This window comes from Microcystis aeruginosa FD4 (assembly GCF_009792235.1).
GTDB classification, from domain to species: Bacteria; Cyanobacteriota; Cyanobacteriia; order Cyanobacteriales; family Microcystaceae; genus Microcystis; species Microcystis viridis.
The window spans coordinates 3,170,456-3,186,088 of sequence record NZ_CP046973.1; the positions used below are offsets into that span (position 1 = coordinate 3,170,456).

Genomic DNA, 15,633 nt, shown 5'->3' on the forward strand with positions numbered 1-15,633 from the left:
TTTCTACTTAAAGTAAGTGTTGATATCCCCACTAGCAATTTCGGGATAGTAGGACATATTCTGGATAAATTCTTAAATTATTCCGATTGGTGGACAAAATCACCCAATTGGGTGATCTCCGTGAGGGAAGCATCTCTTTTTAATAGAGGATAAGTTATTCAATAATCCGATTATCATTACCAATGATCCTTAATCATGGAAGCTCATCAACAAAAACAACTCCGCACTTTCCTCTTGGAAAAATTAGCAATTTCCCCCCGTTCCCTCGATATGGCTGTGCGTCTCTGTGAAGCATCGGTGGGTTCTTTGCCGATGGTTTTATGGCAGTACGGTTTAATCGATTTGTCGCAATTGAATCAAGTTTTTGACTGGATGGAAACTGTATAATTAGTTTCCAAGAATAGGCTCATTAATTATCATTTTTATTAATAAAATTGACCAAACCCCAGAGCGGCAAGTCACTGCAATTTATTTATTAAGTCCCGTTAAAGTTTACCCTGGTAGAAAACCTCACCTTTGCTGGGACTAATTAAACCAGCTATCATCCGCTATTTCGCCCCGTTTTAATTCGAGATCGATATTAAGATAACTGCTGTAATATGGCATAGGTTCTTGAGTTAGGCATCGACTATATGGAACTCTTTGAGAGCTGGATAAAAGTTGAGATTTTCGTGACTAGGACGAGTGAGTTTAATCAGGGCAAAACGTTGGGATGGTTGCAATTTTTGCCATTGTTCTAAACTAATTTCAATCTGTAATTCTCTAGCTTTTTCTCGGACTGTATCGGGAATCTGGCTACCATCTAGCCAAGCGGGATGGGGATCTATTGCTATTTCTCCTGGGGGATTACCAGTTTTTTCGGTGATTAATTTTTGCAGAAAATCTCGATAGATTTTGGCTTCTGCTGCCGTCGTACAAGCCATATTAACTAATACCATTCTTTCTGGTTGAGTTAACTGCATCCAATGGGATAATTTTAATTTAACTCCACAGGTATCTAGTTTCATTCTCACGGTCATTGGTATACAACGTAAGGAGTCAACAAATTCGGCTTCAAAGTCAAAAAAGGTGGTCATATCATTTCATTGGTTGGCTGAGGATAAATCTATGGTACAGTGCTGTGGGATAATTGCTAGGGGCAAAATGTTATTTTTATTGAATAAAATCGGTTCGATATTGCTTACTAGAGACGAGAATTTCCTCTAGTTCCTGCCATTTTTCTCCTGTAATATAGTCAATAATTTGATCAAGATCTTGCCGATAATTTTTCAAGGATATCAATAAAGCTTGACGATTGTATTTAGCCATCATTAAACCTAATTCGGGATTGCCACCGCCGACGCGACTGGTGTCGCGAAAACCAGAACTAGCTAAATTTTCCGCCAATTGGCGAATATCTAGGTCTTCTTCTTTCCCACAAGCTTGGATTAAACTGGTACTAATCATCACTGGAAGATGGGAAATCCATGCCACGGCTCGATCGTGTTCTTCGGGGGAAGAATAATAAATTTGACAGTTTAATTTCTGCACTATTTTAGTTAAGATTTCCACGGCAAAGTTAGGAGTAGATTCTAGGGGAGTAATTACATAAGGGGCATTGACAAATAAACCCAATTGTGCAGCATTAATTCCCTGTTCGGTTTTCCCAGCCATGGGATGACTACCGACAAAATTCGACCACAATCGGCTACAATTGGCTACAATTGCTCCTTTAACTGATCCCACATCGGTGACAACAGCTTGGGTTTTTAAATAGGGAGTTAAGTTTTCCAAAGTTGGCACAATTAAATGTATGGGAGTACAGATAAAGATTAAATCGGCAGTAGCTAATAATTCTAAACTGGTACTAGATTCATCTACCACTCCTTTTTCTACAGCGATATCACAGGTAAATTGTTGACGGGAAACTCCCAAAACCTTATAACCTTGTGAGCGGAAATCTAACCCCAAGGAACCACCAATTAAACCCAGTCCAATAATGCCAATATTCATTAGTTTTACTCAAAGATAATTTCGTCTTCCAGTCGCCAAGCAGGATCGACAATGCACAAGAAAACTAAGGGTTCCTCCCCACAATTATGAATATATTGTTTAGCGAGAGCAGGTATATAAATGGCAGCACCGACAGTCACTAATTGCACTTCCTCATCGATGTGCATTTCCCCTTGTCCTTGCAGAATATAATAAACTTCCGCAGTTTTTAAAGCGTGGGGAGTAGAAGTTTCCCCCACATCTACCCGCGCATGGGCTAAACTATAGCGTAGATTTAACGGCTGTTTATCGGGATGCAATAACTCGCGCAATCTGGTATGATCACCGGCGATGAATTCCTCACATTCGAGCAGTTTTCTGATTAACATAGTAAAATTAGACTGGGAAGATTGTTTTTATTTTATCATTGAGTGAAAAGCTGAAGACTAATACCGTTATCATAGAAATATTCAGCATCGCCAGAATTAACGAATGACTTGGTTAGAACATAGTGTACAGGTAGAAGTGGACGCGCCGATCGATCTGGTTTGGGAGCTCTGGTCAGATTTAGAACAAATGCCCCACTGGATGAAGTGGATCGAATCGGTGAAAATTCTCGAGGAGGAGCCAGAACTTTCCCGTTGGAAGTTAGCCAGTGGTGGTCTAGAATTTACTTGGTTGTCACGGATAATGAAAATTGTCCCCCATCAGATGATTCAATGGGAATCCGTGGACGGGTTGCCTAACCGCGGGGCAATTCGTTTTTATGACCGTCATGGTAGGAGTATTGTGCGACTGACAGCATCCTATGCTATACCCGGTTGGTTAGGAAAATTGATGGATAATCTTTTCCTCGGTCGAGTGGTGGAATCAACTCTGCAAGCTGATCTAGAGCGTTTTCGCCTTTATGCGCTCAATATTGTCAATAATACGCCGCCAAGGTGAGGTAATCATCGGCTTGGCTATGAAATTGCTGACAACCGACTCCCCAAAAGGAAAACTTCGTCAGAATATCCCCAGTAAATTCCGCTATCATGGTTGAGGTATTTCTACTCGATTTTATAGAGATAGGCTTCTGGGGTTTCCAGAAGGGAAGTCATCGGGCGATCAAGAGGGGGAGTTTTGACGAGGGTAAAAATTGGAAATAAATCGTTCATTTGGATAGCCATTTTAAATTTCGGCTGTATATAATAACTACCCGATGGGCAGGCATTGGTGATCGTTAGCTCTCTTTTGGTCATAAAGGTATCGATATAATCGTACTGACCGCGCTCTTTTCTTTTGCCTTTCTTGGCTGGATCACAAAGGGTTGAACCAACCGGAATCTGATTGATAATTTCCACTGTATCGGCCACGGATAGGAGTCTTTCGGAACCGTATTTACTGGCAAGATAACGTTGATCGAAATAGAGATTAGTTGCGATCGAATAGCCGATGATAATTATTAGAACTAGACCGAGTATCCTGTCGAAAGTCTTAGTCAAGTTTAGATAGGCCAGACTAGCGATCGCTAGAAGGATGGGAGCGAACCAGAGTAAGATTTTACGATGGGAATAAAAATGCTCATCAGGATAATTGGAGGAAGCGTAGAGAAAAATTATCCAAATAATCGCCAAAAAGCCGATCAGTGTTTTATTGCCTCGATATTTTTTGATGACTATGTATAGAGAAATGCCGAAAAAAATAGCCGAAACTACGACATTAAAAATCGATACATTGTCATTCAAAAAAAATACTTGATTGCCCAGATAAACCGTTTCCCAAATCGCTTTAAATAGACGGGTGAACAGATTGCTCGATGGTTCGGCACTCGCCCCCTTTTCCGTTAGCGCTCTCAGCAGTCCTTTCGTATTGGCAAATCTCCCAACTATCTCACAGTGCCAATACATAATCAAGGCGAGATTGGCGGAGAGAATCGATAGAAAAGGCAAAAGACATTTACGATTATTCTTGCGATTTCGATAAACAAACCAGAGAGAGGCGATAACAGAAGTCGCTGGGATAATTAACATCGTGGTGCTGTGTAAACTCACCAATATAGCGACGGTAATCCCGAAGAATATCCAAGCTATAGCCTGATAGAGCAGCGGCTTAGTCGTTTCCATCTGGAACCGATAGAGTAAAGCAAAAACGAGCAGGAAAAAGGGTATTGGGCTAGGGGCCCAGGAAAAATTATTAATAAAATAGTCAGCATAAATCGTGCTATACCAAAATCCTGCCAAACTGGACAGGAGAAGACGTTGATCTTGTTCTACATTTTCTAAAAGTTGATAAACAAAGTAGATTAAGAGGGGAATCGATAGAAAAGAAAATAGACCATTAGTAAGGACTTGAAATTCGGGATCAGTACCGAAAATTGTCAGAGGAAATCCTAAATAACCATAGAGGGGAGGAATTACGAATCCATATTTTCCACCTCCCCCCGCGGGTCCCAATTGAGGAAAGTTTCCCTTCCACATATCCATCCAAAGATAAGCACCGCTAATCTGATCGGGATCCGGTCCGATATCGAAGGTAACGTATTCAAAAATACTGACAATCCTGGTGAAAAAGGCAAAGGCGATCGCTAGAATCCCTAAAATCAGCGCCGTTCCTCGGACTTTATTGATTGATTTCCCCATAATTGTCGGTATTTTTATCCTAAAATTGTCTGGTAGCTTCGTGACCGTGTCCCCGAATATGTATCTTCGCACAGTAGCAGGAATTTCTAGTCCTAGTTGCCGATAAAGATGAAGTATAACCTGATTTGGCATCGCCGACCGACGGCCGACTCCCCAAAACTAAAACTTCGTACCCGGGCAAATTCCGCTATCACGGTTAAGGTATTTGGCTCTTCTAGGTTCTGTGTGAGCATGGTATAATGGTAACACAGAACAGGAGGTAGGTTATGTGGATAAATTTTGATCAACTCCTCGATTTACCAAATGTAACAGTGGTCAATTATCAAAAAATTGCTCAGACAATTTTCCTAAAGCTCGCTCTTTTAAATGAAACAATTGAATGTCCGAATTGCCATGAAACCTTGGGCAGAATCAATCAGACAGAGTATAATCTAGTCAGAGATTTGTCAATATTAGGCAATCGAGTATATTTAAAAGTACCACGCCGCCAGTTTCATTGTCAAAAGTGCCAAAAGTATATTAGCGAAAGACTGAGTTTTATGAGATTAAGACAGCCTCAGACAATCCGCTATGAATCGATCATTTATGAGAGAGTAAAAAATTGGGCGTTGCTGAATCAAGGTATGAATGGCAACTGTGCATCGTATCCAAAAGTTAGTTTGAGTCTAGTTTTTAAAAATACCACAAAAGAAGATTCATATCTCAAATCAGCAACGCCAAAAAGTGAACTTGAGCATCTTGATTGTTCAAAAGCAATTACTGTTTAGCCCGTTAAAACCGAGGAATATAATTAAAAAGATGACGCATGACCACAAACTCCCAACAAAACAACGAATAGCCATAACCCTGACGCTCCACCGTCCTCACCTGAGCTTGTAAACCCTTTAAGGAAAAATCAGGATTCCAACCCGCATATAAACCCACCCCCACCGGCACATACCGGGAAGCTGTCGCCAGTCCCGAACCCGAAAGACTTGCCGCCACCTGATTGGGAGTTTTCCGATAGATCTGTAAGACCACCTCATCCACAATCCCTTGACGCACCCAAGCCAACCAATTTTGATTATATTTATTCACCGCAAAAGAGTGAGGATTAGGCGAAAGACTCACCACCAACTTGGGATTAATCGCCTTGACATGATCATGTAACTTGCGGGTTAAATTCGTTAAAGCCTGACTTTTATTACCAAAAACACGCGGAACTGCCCAATGATCATCTAACTGAATCCCCGCCAAATCTTTTTCTTTTAAAATATCTTCCATATTGCCCAAAAGATAGGCTTGCACCTGCGGATTCGCCGGATCTAACCAGACATTCGTTTCCACCACCGTCTTCCCTGTGGGCGTTTTTAATAACCAATCCGGATGCTTTTTGGCAATGGGATCATTAGGCGATAACATCAAACCATACTCAAACCAAGCATAGGGCTTCAAACCCTGCCGTAAAGATTCCTTAACCGCTGCCCTCCAAGGATTGATCAACGGCGGCACAAACAACCAATTCGTCGGACGTTGGGAAGTCGGATAAAGTGTTCCCCCAAACCCATAAACACTAAAATATACCCGGTCATAACCCGATTGCGAAAGATGATTTAACACCTCATCTAAAGACGTAGTGTGATGTAACAATATCGTGCCAATATTGGTTAACCAAACCCCCTTCATCTGCTCATTTTCCACCGCCTTTCGGGGAGCCGCTCGGTGAGTAACCAACAACAAAAAAGCCACTCCAGCAACAATCCCAAACCTCTTTAGGTACTTGCTAAATTTAACCATGATTGCCGACCAACCCCACCAAGATATTTGATAATAGTATTATTGTAGTCCGATTTTTGATATTCAGTTCATCATCAGCAAGCCCTATTTAGGGTTTGCTGAAAAAGTTTTTCGTGGGGGTAGGGTGTGGGGTGTAGGGTGTGGGGTGTAGGGTTTTACCGATTTTGAGGGTGTCAATTATCTAATTTTCAGGGAAAAAGTATCTGAATTTTCCCCCCGAACACTCCCATATCCGGTACTTTTTGATTGACAAAAAGTCTAAAAGTCTTACCCAACAAGGTTTTTAGATTTATTCAGCAAGCCCTATTTAGTTATACCAAATCCGGTTATTAAAAACTGATTATCAGTGAATTGGAAGATATATATCGGGTGTATTAGGCTGCCCTAACACACCCAGAAAAGATTTTAGGGAAAATTAACCGACTACACAGAGAATATCCGATGCGTGACTAGCGGTATTCACTTTGTCATCCACATGGCTAATTTTGCCTTCTGCATCGATGATATAGGTGACGCGCTTAGAATAGCCACCACCATCGACATCATAAGCTTTGGTGATAGCACCATTGGTATCTACTAGCAATTGGAAGGGTAGGCCGTATTTTTCTTTAAATTGTGCATGGGAACCCTGGTCATCCCTGCTCACCCCGAAGACTACTATTTCCTTGTCTTGGTATTGTTCGTAGTTATCCCGGAAGCTTTGCGCTTGCTTGGTGCAGCCAGGGGTGTCATCTTTGGGATAGAAGTATAAAACTACGACTTTACCTTGAAAATCCGACAGGGAAACGGTTTTTCCAGTATCGTCGGTGGTGGTAAAGTTCGGCGCGATTGTTCCAACGGTTAAAGCCATAACTCCGATTCCTTTACAAAAGTTAATCTATATTGATCATAAGGGATTAGGGTCAAAAACAGGGTGATGGGGTGATGGGGAAGTGGGATGATGGGGAAGTGGGATGATGGGGAAGTGGGGGTTCCAGCATTTGTACTACTATTTTCCACGGGCAGTTTAAATACAGTACAGCTGAGAAGACGAACAACAAACCTCCAGAATTTGTCCTAGGATAATATTTGTCAGCTAAGAGGGGGATAATATGGGGCGATTCTGGTTAAAGGTGAGAACTTTTGGGCAAAATATCTTAATCGGTTTAGGTTTAGTCCTATTAATCGGTTTTTATCACAGTATCAGTGCCAAATCTACCTCATTGATGATTGTTTATCCCCCCGATAATCATCAAACCACGGCCTCTAGAATCTTTTTTATTGGTTCTGCTCCTCCATCGGGTCAAGTTTTGCTCAATAATCAACCGATTCAACGCAGTGCTAAAGGATATTTTGCCCCTAGTTTCCCCCTACAAGTTGGCGAAAATAATTTCACTATTCGCTATCAAAACCAAACTATTAATCGTCAAGTAATTCGTCGAGATACTCAAGCAGTTATTCCCCAAGGATTAGCTTTTGCTGATAACTCTCTCAGTCCTTCTGTCCATAAGACGAGGTTAGTGGGGGAATGGATTTGTTTTAGTGCGATTGCCACTCCCCAAGCTCAGGTTTCTGTGCAGTTAGGAGATAAAATACTGCCTCTTTTACCCCAACCTCAAACCACAAAACTGCCTAGTAATGCCGCAGTTTTAACTAATCTTAATCAAGCGAATTCCGAGGATAAGACTGGTTACTATCGAGGTTGTCAACAGTTTCAGCAAGAGGCTAACTTAGGAAAACCTATTTTTACAGCACAATTAAATAATCGCTCAATTAGCCAACCAGGTCAAGGAGAAATTAACATTATTAGCGATCAAAATTTACCAGTGATTGAAATTATAGTTGCGGAAGGGGTAGCGCGCACGGGGCCGGGTAGTGATTATTCCCGTTTAACTCCTTTACCCCAAGGCACGAAAGCGAGAGTCACTGGGAAAGAAGGGGATTGGTTGCGGTTAGATTATGGTGGTTGGATTTTAGAGCGAGAAACCCGTTTAATAGTTAATGAGGTCTTAGACAATGCTAATATTCGTGGTCTCTCTTCTCGCAGTATCAATCAAGCAACAGAAATTATTTTCCCCCTCTCCCATCCTGTACCCATCGCCGTGGCACAAGAAGATGATAAATTTATTTTGACTCTTTATAATACCATTGCCCAAACCGATACAATTTTTCTGGTGGATAATCCTTTAATCAGACGTTTAGATTGGCGACAAATCAACCCGACCACGATAGAATACACTCTTAATCTTAATCAAAAACAACAGTGGGGTTATAGTCTTCGTTACCAGGGGACAAATTTAATCTTAACCCTGCGTCATTCCCCAGAAAAAAGTGATAATTTACAGGGCAAAGTTATTTTATTAGATCCTGGACACGGAGGCAAAGAAACCGGTGCTGTCGGTCCGACGGGTTACACGGAAAAAGAGATTAATTTGCTTATGTCTAAATTAATTAAACGGGAGTTAGAAAAATTGGGGGCAACAGTTTATTTAACCAGAGAAACGGACATCGATCTATCCCTACCAGCACGGGTAGAGATGATTAATAATCTGCAACCAAACCTAGCGCTATCAGTTCACTATAATGCTTTGCCTGATGATGGAGATGCCTTAAATACTCAAGGAATTGGCATATTTTGGTATCATAGCCAAGCACATAATTTATCAGTTTTTCTCCACGATTATTTAACCAAAAATCTTCACCGTCCTTCCTATGGAGTATTTTGGAATAATTTAGCTTTAACTCGTCCCTATAGTAGTCCTTCATTGTTATTAGAGTTAGGATTTATGAGTAATCCCCAAGAATTTGAATGGATTACCGATACTCAGGCACAAAAACAACTAGCGCGAGTTTTAGCCACCGGAATTAGCCAATGGTTTCAACAATCTGGGGTAATCGCTTCCAGTTAAGATTTAATGGCAATCGCAGGGAGATAAGCTTAAATCTTTGTGAAAAACAAGCCCTAGCTGGAAAGCAAGTGATAGGATTGATTTAGGTGCTTGATTTAATCTGAGGAAATTAAATCAAGTTCATGGAAAAATGTTACCAGTGAACAGCAATCGGACAAAATAACTGCTAGATTACAAGGTATAGTCGATCAGTCTCTAGTAGATATTCAAACAGCGATCGCTGTTTGACAAAAATCTCTGGATGAGCAAACAAATAAAGAGAGTTTACTTGAAAAATTGCCAACAGTTCAAGCCCTTATAGACAACTTAATCGCAGAATTTACAACCCTTGATCAACAACTAAAAGTTAATTATTGCCATCAACAGATTCACCAAAATTATCCTGATTTAGCTGAAAAAGCCCACCTCAAGGTTGGGGTAGGCCAATTAAATCCCACCCTCGTTATTATTCTTCTCTACCCATGACTAACTCTTTATATATCAGCACGACGGCAACGGGAAGCGGTAAAGCGTTAGTAGCTTTAGGAATTATCGACTTAATTCTCCGCAAAACTAATAAAGTTGCTTTTTTCCAGCCAATTGTTCTCGACTGTTCCCAAGGTCATCGAGACGAAGACATTGACTTAATCCTCAATTATTTTAAATTAGAACAAACCTACGAAGAGGCCTTCGGTTTATGTTACGACGAAGTGAAGGATTTATTGGTACAACAAAAATTTGATGAAATCATCGAAAAAATCATCAAAAAGTTTAAAAACTTAGAAAAAAAATATGATTTTATCCTCTGTGAAGGTTCCGATTATCTGCAAGAAAATTCCGCCTTTGAATTTGAACTAAATACAGAAATCGCCAAAAATCTCGGCCATCCCATCTTAATATTAGGTAATGCCTACCATCGCAGTATCGAAGATGCCCTTAGTCCGATACTGATTTCCTGCGACACCTACCAAGATAAAGCTTGTACGGTGATTGGGATTATTATCAATCAAGCTGAAGAGGAAAAAATAGACGAATTACGGAAAACCCTCACTAGAATTTTCCCCCCCCAAGAATATGCCCTAGGAGTGATTCCCCACAATGCTAAACTTAGCAGCCCGCGAGTGGCAGAAATCGCCCAACAATTAGAGGCAAAAGTTCTCTACGGACAGCAGAGATTAGATAGTTTAGCCAGTAACTTTCTGGTGGTGGCCATGCAGATGCAAAATGCCCTAGAGCGGATAAAGGAAGATAGCTTAATTATCACCCCTTGGGATCGCGGCGATGTGATTATCGGGATGTTACAGGCCCACGAATCGGCCAATTATCCCCAATTAGCCGGTATAGTCTTAACAGCAGGTCATATTCTCAATCCTTCGATCGCCCGTTTAATTGAAGGTTTGCCCGATCCCTTACCGATTCTCTCCGTCACCACCGATACCTACACCACGGCCGAACGCATCCACGATGTGCGGACTACCCTGACCTCGACGGACTACGATAAAATTAACCTCAGTCTGCAGCTTTTTCACAATAACATCAATCTCGATCGCCTAGAAGCGCAAATTCGCACTTTGCGGACCCAGGGGATTACCCCGAAGATGTTCACCTATAATCTCGTACAACAGGCCAAAGCGCAAAAACGTCACATCGTTTTGGCCGAGGGGACTGAACCGCGCATCCTCCAGGCAGCCACAGTTTTAATCGAACAGGATATCGTCGATTTAACCCTCTTGGGACAACCGGACGAGATCGCAATGGTGATTAAAAAACATGGTATCACTCTCGATCTCGATCGCCTGCAAATTATTAACCCCGTGGCTAGTCCCCATTTTGAAAGCTATGTGCAGACCCTCTACGAAGCGAGAAAAGCCAAGGGAATGAATCTCGATCTGGCCCGGGATTATGCAGAGGATGTCTCCTATTTTGGCACTTTAATGGTGTATCAAGGCGATGCTGATGGTATGGTATCGGGGGCAGTGCATACCACTCAACACACGATTAGGCCTGCACTCCAGATTATCAAAACTAAGCCCGATTGTGCGATCGTCTCCTCGGTCTTTTTTATGTGTTTAGAGGATCGAGTCTTGGTCTATGGGGATTGTGCGGTGAATCCCGACCCCAGTGCCGAGGAATTAGCCGAAATCGCCCTATCTTCTGCCGAAACCGCCCAAAAATTCGGAATTGAACCGCGAATCGCCCTGCTTTCCTATTCTTCGGGTCAATCGGGCCAGGGAGAAGACGTGGAAAAAGTACGACAAGCGACCAAAATCGCTAGGGAAAAACGCCCCGATTTGAAGCTAGAAGGGCCAATTCAGTACGATGCGGCAGTAGATAAGGAAGTAGCCGCCCAAAAAATGCCCGGGTCAGAGGTGGCGGGCCAAGCGACGGTGTTTATTTTTCCTGACCTGAATACAGGTAATAATACCTATAAAGCCGTGCAGCGGGAAACGAAAGCTTTAGCGATTGGTCCAATCCTACAGGGATTAAAAAAACCTGTCAATGATCTCAGTCGCGGTTGTACCGTTCCCGATATTATCAATACGGTGGTAATCACAGCAATTCAATCCCAATCTTTTTGATTTATAGTCATTTCAGATCAGTCCGATACATTCTAGACCGATAAAACCCGTAGGAACTCTGGCATTGATCTGCTCAATCTCAATCTGTGATTTATACCCATAAGCGTTGGATAGGATAACTATCAAGAATATTATCTCGACTCACCAAAATCAGCGAGTTATTTATAGCCTGAGCTACCAAAATCCTATCGGGTGCATCTCAATTTGGTCGCAATATCTATATTACATTTTGGGCGCACGCAGTTCGATCAACTCACTGACCACGGTGCGCCCCTACCATTGGCGCAATAATATTATTGTAGGGGCGAATTGCCTTCGCCCTCTTTTAATAACTGCTGCTGCTTACCTATATGTGAGAGAAAGTCACGAATAGGATAGGTAATAACTTAAATCTTGTTGCTGCGAAACGAGTGTCAAGATTCTCAAAGTCAGAACAGAGAGAGAGTTTACCAATTTTTACCTTGATCGATATTTCCCAAAAACTAGCAATACTTACAAAAACATTATCGGTATTTTCAAGACTATCTCGCAGCGAAACAGGCAAAATCGGGTCATCCTCAGCTAACCAGATAAAGACATGAGTATCTATTAAAGCACTCTTCATTACCTATAGTCCTCAAAGTCTTCTCAGGGAGCATCAAAGTCATTAGCTAAAGGTAAAACGAAAGTTCCTTTCATTGAACCAGCTAAAGTTCTTTTAACAGTTACAGATTCTTTTGCTGCTTGTTTATCTTCTTCTGTTTGGTCAGACTTAGTGATCAAATATTCGGCATAATGTAAAAGTTCAGTTTTGAGAGCATCGGGCATATTCTCAACTATATTCTTAAGGGCTGAATCTATACTCAATAATGGCTCACTTTTAGTTAAATTAATGAATATTTAGGGAAAGTAGCGATAAAATTCACGTCGGTGTAGGAGCCGCATTACCTCAATGTTATTATCAACAACTGCTATTCCTAATCGATATTCACCAAGGCGTATTCGGTAGCGATTGGTAGCTCCCTTCATTGGCTTGACATTACCAATATCCTGCAATGACTTGGCATTGGGTAAATCTCTAAAAGCAAGCTGTAAAATTTTTTCATAAACAGGCTGGTTTTTCAATGCCTTCAAATCTTTGAGAAATCTTTTTCGATATTGAACCTTCAAGGTAAATCTATTCTTCTAAATAAGCCAGTGCCTCTTCGATAGCTAATAGTGGACTCTGCTGTGCCTCATCCATGGCTTGGTTAAGGCAGTAGTCTTCTATTGCTTCGGTGAACTCTTCACAAGACATATCTTCTTGGGGAAATACTTGTCTCCATAGTTCAATCGGAATAACAACGGCTTTGGTTTGTCCGTTTTGGTCAGTTAGGTATTCTATTGAAAGCATAGACAAGACTTGTCAAGTTTGATAAGTCTATGATATAGCACTACGCGATTACATTAGAAAACGGGTTTCTCAAAGAAACCCGTTTTCTCGCTACTCACTCCCACCTCATCCCAGAAGAATTGACGAAAAACATAGATAAAACCCTATAAAATCGAAAAAACAGCGATACTTGACAAAATCGGGGGGTGATAGTCTTTTTGGTCAAATTTATCCAAAATTGCCAATGAATATAGCGTTTCCTAAGCTAGTGAGGTACACCTATTTTTCTTCCCTTTTGCCTCTTGCCTTTTGCCTAAAACCCATAACTTTTGTACCTCAGCAGACTGAAAAACGCGATATCCTCTCTGCTGTTGTAGCCGCCAGTACAGTTAGAACGTAGGTTGGGTTGAAGCATGAAACCCAACGCCCGATTATGTTACGAAGTGCGCTAACCCATCCTACAAATAATTGTGCCTCCCTACTTATCTAAATGGTTGCCTTTTTTAACTTTTTTATTGATCTCATTAAGCATTTCTACTTAGGGCTGGCTGAATAATGGTAAAACCCTTTTAAAATAAGGCTTTTGACCTGTTAAAATCCGATGTTCATGCTGCGAATATAGGATTGGGACATTCAAAAACCTGGCATTATTCTTTCTGTAGTAGATAAACTGGTACAAAAAGCAGGGCAACAAAGCCTGAAACGACCGACTCGGAGACGACCGACTCGGAGACGACCGACTCCTAACCCCACCAACAAACTTTTTGCCGCAAACCCTACTTATTGCAAAGGTGAGATGCTCCCCATTTATCATTGATCATTTAGGTCTCTGTCGCTTGCTATTTTGCGAAACTAGGCTTTTGTATCAGCTTTTGACGGACAATTTAGTAAAGTGATTTTGGCCTTGGCTCTAGGAGGAACGTGCTATCCCTACTACACAAATTAATCCCAGTCAAAACCGTTCATATATGTCTTGTGATTGGTTTACTGACCACCCTGTTAAACGCCTGTGGCGATCGCCTAACGGCCACCAATCTCCCCACTTCCGAAACCCCTCATCTTCCCGTCGTCCAAGGCCGCATTTCTGAGGTTGCCCCCCCGGCCCTAATTCAGGAACTGCGCCCCAGTTTAGATCGTTATGCTCCCCAAGTAACGATTCTCAGTCCTCTGGCCGAACAAGTTTTCGATGATACTCAGGTGACAGTTAAACTACAAGTGTCGGAGCTGCCAATTTTCCAAGACGATACCCTGAAATTAGGACCCCACTTGAGCCTAATTGTCGATAATGAACCGGTAGCGGCTATCTACGACCTCAAGCAACCGATTATCCTAGAAAATCTTGCCCCCGGTACTCACACCCTCCGCGTCTTGGCCCTGCGGCCTTGGCAGGAAAGTTTTAAAAATGATGGGGCCTTCGCTGAAACAACCTTTCATATTCTGACAAAAACAGGCAAAAATGCCCCTGATAACAACTTACCCCTACTAACCTACAGTCGTCCGCAAGGAATCTACGGTGCAGAACCGATTCCTGCTCGATTTTTATCTGAGTAATGCTCCTCTACGTCTGTCCAATACTGCCAACGGGGATAATAATCTTCAAGATTGGCGCATTCGTGTCACTGTCAACGGTGAAAGTTTTCTGCTTGATACTTGGGAACCAATCTATCTCAAGGGTTTTGACAAGGGCAATAACTGGGTACAACTAGAATTCATCGATGGTAAGGGAAATAAAGTCGAAAACGAGTTTAATACCAGCGTGCGCGTGATTAGCTTTGATCCCTCTTACCAAGACGGCCTCAGTCAATTAGTCCGCGGCGATTTATCCCCTATAACTGCCCGTAGCATCGTTGATCCCAACTATCAAACTATTCCCAGTCTAGAGGAAGAAACCCCCGTTATTGAGGAAGAAACCCCTGTTATTGAGGAGGAAAAAACTCCCATAGTTGAGGAAACCCCTATAGTTGAGGAGGAAAAAACCCCTATAGTTGAGGAAAACCCTGTTATTGAGCCAGAAAGCCCCATAGTTGAGGAAACCCCCGTTATTGAGGAAGAAGAAACCCCAATAGTGGAGGAAAACCCTGTTATTGAGCCAGAAAGCCCTGTTATTGAGCCAGAAAGCCCAATAGTGGAAGAAAAACCAGTAGAGACAGAAACAATCGAAAAGCTAGAGGAAACGCCTGAAGCGATCGAATCTCCCCTAGCCACCATACCACAGACAAAGGAGATTAACGAACCGGCCCCTGGGACTCAGCCTTGGGTAGAAGTGGAACCTATTCCCGAACCCCAGAACAATAGCGAGCAAAAAATCACCATTTTTGATCGCATTCAACAAACCTTAAACCGCTTCCAGTTGGCCTCTCCCCCAGCAGCCAAAGATATCGAACTACCCACCCTCGAGCCTGAATTATTCACCAATATCGATCGATCTTAAAGCCTAGCTTCATCCGGTTTTTAGGGGAAGTGGGTAT

15 protein-coding genes and 2 pseudogenes are annotated in these 15,633 nt (G+C 42.0%); 7 read left to right on the forward strand and 10 right to left on the reverse strand.

The features are described from left to right. Positions 1-195 precede the first annotated feature (195 nt). Positions 196-387 carry a DUF2949 domain-containing protein gene (locus tag GQR42_RS15975; protein ID WP_002738067.1) on the forward strand — a complete coding sequence of 64 codons (192 nt, stop codon included), beginning with the start codon at positions 196-198 and terminating at the stop codon, positions 385-387. 230 nt (positions 388-617) lie between these two features. On the opposite strand, the gene GQR42_RS15980 is transcribed toward GQR42_RS15975, so the two are convergent. The 3 genes from GQR42_RS15980 to GQR42_RS15990 all read right to left on the reverse strand — a co-directional run bounded on the left by GQR42_RS15980 (position 618) and on the right by GQR42_RS15990 (position 2,360). Further along, positions 618-1,076 (reverse strand): nitrate reductase associated protein, encoded by a 459-nt coding sequence (locus GQR42_RS15980; RefSeq protein WP_158200706.1) that lies wholly within the window; start codon positions 1,074-1,076, stop codon positions 618-620. A 76-nt stretch (positions 1,077-1,152) separates the two neighbouring features. After that, a complete protein-coding gene (locus GQR42_RS15985) occupies positions 1,153-1,992 on the reverse strand; it encodes a prephenate/arogenate dehydrogenase (RefSeq protein WP_158200707.1) in 840 nt (279 codons plus the stop codon). A 5-nt stretch (positions 1,993-1,997) separates the two neighbouring features. Then, positions 1,998-2,360, reverse strand: coding sequence for a cupin domain-containing protein (locus tag GQR42_RS15990; RefSeq protein ID WP_158200708.1), 363 nt, complete (start codon positions 2,358-2,360; stop codon positions 1,998-2,000). A 103-nt stretch (positions 2,361-2,463) separates the two neighbouring features. Between GQR42_RS15990 and GQR42_RS15995 the strand changes: the two genes are divergently transcribed. Continuing rightward, complete coding sequence (locus GQR42_RS15995) at positions 2,464-2,916, forward strand: SRPBCC family protein (protein WP_158200709.1); 453 nt, start codon at positions 2,464-2,466, stop codon at positions 2,914-2,916. A 104-nt stretch (positions 2,917-3,020) separates the two neighbouring features. Here the strand turns inward: GQR42_RS15995 and GQR42_RS16000 are convergent, their stop codons facing one another. Then, positions 3,021-4,592, reverse strand: a complete 1,572-nt coding sequence (locus GQR42_RS16000; protein WP_158200710.1) for a hypothetical protein — start codon at positions 4,590-4,592, stop codon at positions 3,021-3,023. 266 nt (positions 4,593-4,858) lie between these two features. Between GQR42_RS16000 and GQR42_RS16005 the strand changes: the two are divergent. Continuing rightward, positions 4,859-5,203 (forward strand): annotated as a pseudogene (locus GQR42_RS16005) (transposase family protein); the annotation flags it as partial. Positions 5,204-5,363: 160 nt separating this feature from the next. Here the strand turns inward: GQR42_RS16005 and GQR42_RS16010 are convergent. Next, a complete protein-coding gene (locus GQR42_RS16010) occupies positions 5,364-6,368 on the reverse strand; it encodes a glycoside hydrolase family 10 protein (protein ID WP_158200712.1) in 1,005 nt (334 codons plus the stop codon). A gap of 415 nt (positions 6,369-6,783) precedes the next feature. Then, positions 6,784-7,218, reverse strand: a complete 435-nt coding sequence (locus GQR42_RS16015; protein WP_158200713.1) for a peroxiredoxin — start codon at positions 7,216-7,218, stop codon at positions 6,784-6,786. Between the two features lie 241 nt (positions 7,219-7,459). Between GQR42_RS16015 and GQR42_RS16020 the strand changes: the two genes are divergently transcribed. From GQR42_RS16020 to pta, 3 genes are all read left to right on the forward strand, one after another. Continuing rightward, positions 7,460-9,256, forward strand: coding sequence for an N-acetylmuramoyl-L-alanine amidase (locus GQR42_RS16020; RefSeq protein WP_158200714.1), 1,797 nt, complete (start codon positions 7,460-7,462; stop codon positions 9,254-9,256). Between the two features lie 276 nt (positions 9,257-9,532). After that, complete coding sequence (locus GQR42_RS16025; protein ID WP_158200715.1) at positions 9,533-9,721, forward strand: hypothetical protein; 189 nt, start codon at positions 9,533-9,535, stop codon at positions 9,719-9,721. Then, a complete protein-coding gene (gene pta, locus GQR42_RS16030; protein ID WP_158200716.1) occupies positions 9,718-11,814 on the forward strand; it encodes a phosphate acetyltransferase in 2,097 nt (698 codons plus the stop codon). The genes GQR42_RS16025 and pta overlap by 4 nt, the downstream gene beginning before the upstream one ends. A 346-nt stretch (positions 11,815-12,160) precedes the next feature. On the opposite strand, the gene GQR42_RS16040 is transcribed toward pta, so the two are convergent. The 4 genes from GQR42_RS16040 to GQR42_RS16055 are packed head-to-tail and all read right to left on the reverse strand — an operon-like array spanning position 12,161 to position 13,186. Beyond that, on the reverse strand, positions 12,161-12,418 hold the full coding sequence (locus GQR42_RS16040) for a type II toxin-antitoxin system VapC family toxin (protein ID WP_158200717.1): 258 nt from the start codon (positions 12,416-12,418) through the stop codon (positions 12,161-12,163). A gap of 23 nt (positions 12,419-12,441) precedes the next feature. Then, on the reverse strand, positions 12,442-12,660 hold the full coding sequence (locus GQR42_RS16045) for a DUF2281 domain-containing protein (protein WP_158200718.1): 219 nt from the start codon (positions 12,658-12,660) through the stop codon (positions 12,442-12,444). Positions 12,661-12,693: 33 nt separating this feature from the next. Then, positions 12,694-12,963, reverse strand: coding sequence for a type II toxin-antitoxin system RelE family toxin (locus GQR42_RS16050; RefSeq protein WP_158200719.1), 270 nt, complete (start codon positions 12,961-12,963; stop codon positions 12,694-12,696). A gap of 7 nt (positions 12,964-12,970) precedes the next feature. After that, positions 12,971-13,186: a hypothetical protein gene (locus tag GQR42_RS16055; protein ID WP_158202494.1), complete on the reverse strand. Its 216-nt coding sequence runs from the start codon at positions 13,184-13,186 to the stop codon at positions 12,971-12,973. Positions 13,187-14,086: 900 nt separating this feature from the next. Between GQR42_RS16055 and GQR42_RS16060 the strand changes: the two are divergent. Then, positions 14,087-15,596: pseudogene (locus GQR42_RS16060) on the forward strand (hypothetical protein). Positions 15,597-15,633: the final 37 nt, after the last annotated feature.

Excerpts from the sequence above, each read along its gene's own strand:
- GQR42_RS15980 (WP_158200706.1), bottom strand. The coding sequence starts at position 1,076 with ATGACCACCTTTTTTGACTTTGAAGCCGAATTTGTTGACTCCTTACGT.
- GQR42_RS16010 (WP_158200712.1), bottom strand. The coding sequence starts at position 6,368 with ATGGTTAAATTTAGCAAGTACCTAAAGAGGTTTGGGATTGTTGCTGGA.
- GQR42_RS15985 (WP_158200707.1), bottom strand. The coding sequence starts at position 1,992 with ATGAATATTGGCATTATTGGACTGGGTTTAATTGGTGGTTCCTTGGGG.
- GQR42_RS16020 (WP_158200714.1), top strand. The coding sequence starts at position 7,460 with ATGGGGCGATTCTGGTTAAAGGTGAGAACTTTTGGGCAAAATATCTTA.
- GQR42_RS15990 (WP_158200708.1), bottom strand. The coding sequence starts at position 2,360 with ATGTTAATCAGAAAACTGCTCGAATGTGAGGAATTCATCGCCGGTGAT.
- GQR42_RS16015 (WP_158200713.1), bottom strand. The coding sequence starts at position 7,218 with ATGGCTTTAACCGTTGGAACAATCGCGCCGAACTTTACCACCACCGAC.
- GQR42_RS16000 (WP_158200710.1), bottom strand. The coding sequence starts at position 4,592 with ATGGGGAAATCAATCAATAAAGTCCGAGGAACGGCGCTGATTTTAGGG.
- pta (WP_158200716.1), top strand. The coding sequence starts at position 9,718 with ATGACTAACTCTTTATATATCAGCACGACGGCAACGGGAAGCGGTAAA.
- GQR42_RS16040 (WP_158200717.1), bottom strand. The coding sequence starts at position 12,418 with ATGAAGAGTGCTTTAATAGATACTCATGTCTTTATCTGGTTAGCTGAG.
- GQR42_RS15995 (WP_158200709.1), top strand. The coding sequence starts at position 2,464 with ATGACTTGGTTAGAACATAGTGTACAGGTAGAAGTGGACGCGCCGATC.
- GQR42_RS16055 (WP_158202494.1), bottom strand. The coding sequence starts at position 13,186 with ATGCTTTCAATAGAATACCTAACTGACCAAAACGGACAAACCAAAGCC.
- GQR42_RS15975 (WP_002738067.1), top strand. The coding sequence starts at position 196 with ATGGAAGCTCATCAACAAAAACAACTCCGCACTTTCCTCTTGGAAAAA.